The sequence below is a fragment of the Bacillus sp. L_1B0_5 genome (assembly GCF_000836715.1).
Taxonomy (GTDB): domain Bacteria; phylum Bacillota; class Bacilli; order Bacillales; family Bacillaceae_G; genus Bacillus_A; species Bacillus_A thuringiensis_S.
In genome coordinates, this window is record NZ_JXIS01000132.1 from 1 (window position 1) to 4,856 (window position 4,856).

A 4,856-nucleotide genomic window follows, 5' to 3' on the forward strand; every position below is an offset into this window, starting at 1 on the left:
TGAAAATCATCTATTAGCACACGATGCGGTCCATGACGTAGCAATTGTATCTATGCCTGACGATTATTTAGGAGAACGTACTTGCGCTTTTGTCATAGCTCGTGGACAAGCTCCAACTGTAAGTGAATTAAAAACGTTTTTAAGAGAACGTGGTATTGCGGTTTATAAGATTCCAGATCGAATTGAATTCATTGAATCATTTCCGCAAACAGGTGTTGGAAAAGTAAGCAAAAAGGAATTACGTAAGGTTATTGCTGAAAAACTTGTTGCAGTAATGCAATAATCTTGAAAATAAATATTATTAAATGGATGTAAATACCACATGTCAATTTTTACTCTATGCCATTAGAATTAGATTTACTAATTAATAAAGTAAGATAGAAACCAGATCCAGAACGTGTTGTTCTTCTTATGCACGATATGCAAGAGTATTTTTTAGATGCATATCATGAAGTAGGATCATCAAAAGTGGAACTTACCTCGAATATTTAAACGTTGAAAAAGAATGCGCATAATTAGGGATTCCAATCGTTTATACTGCACAACCGGGTGGACAAACTTTAGAACAATGAGAATTGTTGCAAGACCTTTGGAGCGATGGAATTCCAGCTGGACCAGATAATAAGGAATTTATTGATGAGCATATTTCTGATGAAGATAATTTATTAGATAGAGGATTAGACTCTATCATATTATGAGCTTTGTAGAGATGTTGCGTCGAAATGATATTGGAATAACGTTTGTGGACTTAGCAGAGAGACCAACTTTGAGTGATTGGTGGGAACTTATTTCATCTAAAATTAAATAAGCTTTAATTGTTAATAAATTTATCACCTATAGTAGAATGATATATATTTTCTTTGGATAGTTAATTTTTAAAAAAATGTAATATTGTACTGGGATTTATGTGAAATAGTATAAATAATAAAGTTATTATATATCATGTGGGCAAAATTAAGTTACTTCCTAAGGTGCATATAAAGAAAAGTTGCTCACATGATAATAACCGTAAAAACTATTTTAGAGACACAAGTAGTACAACGGGGATAATGAGCCATTTTTTCACATTTTACTATAGCTTTTATTTCCATACATTAAGGAATTTTATAATTGTAAGCGGTATTATTAATATTCTATATATAATTCCCCCAAAGTGATAGATGAGTAGATATATAAGTAAGTATCATTAAGTAAATTTTTTATTACTGAGAGGAGTATGGTATGAAGAGTTATAAAAATAAAAAATTTTTACAGTCAGATGTGTTTAAGATATATGGATGGTTAATATCATATATCAAGCCGTATAAATTTAATTTTGTGGTGCTAATTTTTTGTAGTTTGCTATTATCAATAAGTAGTCTTTTAATACCTAAAGCTATTCAATTTTTAATAGATGGTTCATTAATAAACAATAATTTATTAGAATTCTACATATTGTTATTTGGATGTATGTTAATTATTTTAATAATAAATTTTTTAATTATTCCAATTCAAAATGTTCAACAACGTAAATTACAAGAATTTTGTTCCCGTGATTTACAATTTCATATTTTAAAGCATTTAAGAAATTTAGATATTTATTATTATGAGACAAATTCCCCTGGAAAACTTCTGTCGCTTTTAAGTACAGAGGTAAAGAATGTGCAAAAGTTATATAGTACATTACTTCCTATGTTTATTAATGAGTTAGGATTTGCCATAATCTCTATAATATTTATGTTAATGACAAGTATTAAATTAACATTAATAATAATTCCATTTCTATTTTTATATTATTTATTTGGCCCTTATTTTGAGAAAAAAGCATCAATCAGTGCGAAAAATATGTCTAATTCTCGTATTGCATTAAACAAAAAGGCGTATGAAAGTATTTCATCTATTACAGAGTTGAAAGTTAACAATGTACAGAAATGGGATTTAGACAATTTTTTGAATAAACATAATGTCTTTAATGAAAGTTTAATAAAAATGTACTTTTATGCTTATTTAAGAGGGACGGTTCGGAGGATTTCTTATTATTTAGGGGGAATTGCTTTAATTATAGTTGGGTATTATTTAATTAGAAATAATGAAATATCCTTGGGGGTATTTGTGGCGTTTTTTCTATACTATTTTAATGCAATGCATAGAATTACAGCAGTAATAACATCTATGACTGAACAAAAAATATTAATTTATCAAGCAAAAAATTTATATGAGTTTTTAACTGAGAAACCTAAAGTGAAAAATTTAATGTTGTCTACTACAAAACCTGAAGATATCAATACAATAGAATTTGAAAATGTAAAATTTGGTTATAATTCAAACCAGCTTATATTAAATAACTTTAATTTAAAGATAACGAAGGGTGAACGAGTTGTAATTGTAGGGGAGAGCGGCATAGGTAAAACCACTATTTTTAAATTACTTATGAGAGCATACGATTCAGAGAGTGGTAATATTTACGTAAATGGTAAACCTATTTGTCAATTTTCACTATCAAGTCTAAGAGACTCTATAGGATATGTACCTCAGGAAACGTATTTATTTGGATCTTCTGTTTTCGATAATATAAAATTTGCAAATCCAGAAGCTTCTGATGAGCAAGTAATAGAAGCTGCAAAATTAGCTAATGCACATGAGTTTATAAGCATGTTAAATATGGGATATAAAACGCTATTAGGTGAAAGGGGAATTAAATTATCTGGAGGACAAAAACAAAGAATTGCATTAGCAAGAATGTTTGTGAAAAAGCCAACTTTAATTTTATTAGATGAGGCAACTGCTTCACTAGATAACAACAATGAAGAGATAATATATTCTCAATTAAATAATTTACCAACAGAGACAACCGTTATTGCTATTGCTCATCGACTATCTTCCATAAAACATTTTAATCGTATTGTTGTTATTGATAAGGGACAAGTTATAGAATCTGGTACTTACGAGGAACTAATTAGTCAACAGGGATTGTTCACTGAATTAATAAATAGAGAAAATGAGTACTTGGAGGTATAAATGAATAGTCTAGTTTGGATTTTTAAAAGGGTTATTGATAATAAATGGATATATACGTTTGCTATTCTACTGTTATTCTTAGAATCCGGTGCCTATATTTCTTCTACTGTTTTACAGCAAAAGCTAATAGATAATGTATTCATAAATAAGGAATATGATCAATTTCTATACGTATTGTCTCTAATTGCAGTTTCATATATAAGTTATTCGCTACTTTTTACAATAAGTTCTTATGTTTTAGCCAAAAATATGTCTAATTTTTTACTATCCTTAGCAAATAATTATTTGCAACACCTTTATAGCATAAAAACTGCGATTTTTCAAAAAAGGCGTACAGGAGAATATGTACATCACTTTACAGCTGATATAGGAAGTATTGGACGTTTATTAGCGTGGGATATTCCAAGATTACTACAACAATTGTTTAGCATAATACTATTAACTTTTATTATTGGTTCCACAAATATTTATGTATTAATATTCATTTTAGTTTTTAATATTTTTTATATATTATTTGCTAAACATTTAGCGAGTAAATTTAAAAAAATGTCTAAAATAATAAATAAAAAAGAATCTAGGATTTTAGTCCGGCTAGAGGAATGTATATCGTCTACTAGAGAAGTACTTATTTTTAATAGGACAAAGTGGGAACAACAAACTTTAAATAAATTATTTGATCGTTATTATGTGCATGCTTTTAAAGAAGAAAATATTCGAAGTAAGCATTTACTTGCAAATGAATCACTAAAATGGGGAACAAGTCTAATAGTTCTCGCAATAGGTTCTTATAAAGTATATGTGGGTTCAATGTCAATTGGTGCACTAGTTATAATTTTTCAATTATCTTTACAGTTAGCAGATGCCATAAAAGGGATATATGATGCAATTTTTAGATCAATGAGATCTATAGTTTCTATTGATAATCTTAGGGAAGAATATAACAGAAATAATCATCAAGAAGAACTTAAAAATAATACGTTATTATTAGGAGATAAATTTACAATCAGTGTAGAAGATGCTTCGTATAAATATTTTAATAATAAAAATTATTCAATACGCAATTTATCCATGGAAATCCCCCCTGGTAAAAAGATTGCACTTGTGGGTTCCAGCGGATCAGGTAAATCAACTTTAATTAGTCTATTGTTAAAGTTTGATGCCCTAAATTCAGGAGAAATTAAAGCGGATAATTTATCAATAATGAAGATAGAAAGTAATACATGGTTTCAAAATATAGGGGTAGTTTTCCAAGAACCATATTTATTTTCAGATACAATACGAAATAATATACTTCTAGGTTCTATTGTTTCATCTGAGCGACTTGATGAAATTATCAAAGTTGTTTGTTTGGACGATTACATAAGGCAGTTACCAGAAGGTTATGAAACGGTCATAGGGGAAAGAGGTCTAACCCTGTCAGGCGGGCAAAGACAACGATTAGCGCTAGCTAGGGCGTTAATAAGAAATCCTTATATATTAATTTTAGATGAAGCCACTTCAGCATTGGACATGAATACAGAGGAGAAAATCATGAAAAATATTGATAACATACGTAAAGGTAAGACTACCATAGTTGTTGCGCACAGGTTATCAACGATTGAAAATTCAGATCTTATATATGTATTAGAAAATGGATCCCTTGTGGAAACAGGAAAACACCAAGAATTATTGGAAAATAACTCACTATACACAAGGCTTGTTCAAAAGGACATAGCAACAAATATACGTTCATAAGAAACTTTTCTTCAAAAACGTATACAATTGGATGATGAATTTGTATATCTAGTTGTTTATTTAATAACTAGATATATTTATTGAATTTTATGTTTTTGGAGGGTGTTGCAAAACTAAAATAAATA

General features: G+C 28.7%; 2 protein-coding genes and 2 pseudogenes. All 4 read left to right on the forward strand.

The genetic code is table 11. The features are described 5' to 3' along the window. Positions 1-283: pseudogene (gene entE / locus RT27_RS29250) on the forward strand (2,3-dihydroxybenzoate-AMP ligase); the annotation flags it as partial. Positions 284-339: 56 nt separating this feature from the next. Next, a pseudogene (locus tag RT27_RS34490) lies at positions 340-808 on the forward strand (isochorismatase family protein). 413 nt (positions 809-1,221) lie between these two features. Further along, complete coding sequence (locus RT27_RS29260; RefSeq protein ID WP_043938611.1) at positions 1,222-2,997, forward strand: ABC transporter ATP-binding protein; 1,776 nt, start codon at positions 1,222-1,224, stop codon at positions 2,995-2,997. Then, on the forward strand, positions 2,998-4,731 hold the full coding sequence (locus tag RT27_RS29265; protein ID WP_043938613.1) for an ABC transporter ATP-binding protein: 1,734 nt from the start codon (positions 2,998-3,000) through the stop codon (positions 4,729-4,731). The last annotated feature ends 125 nt before the right edge of the window (positions 4,732-4,856 follow it).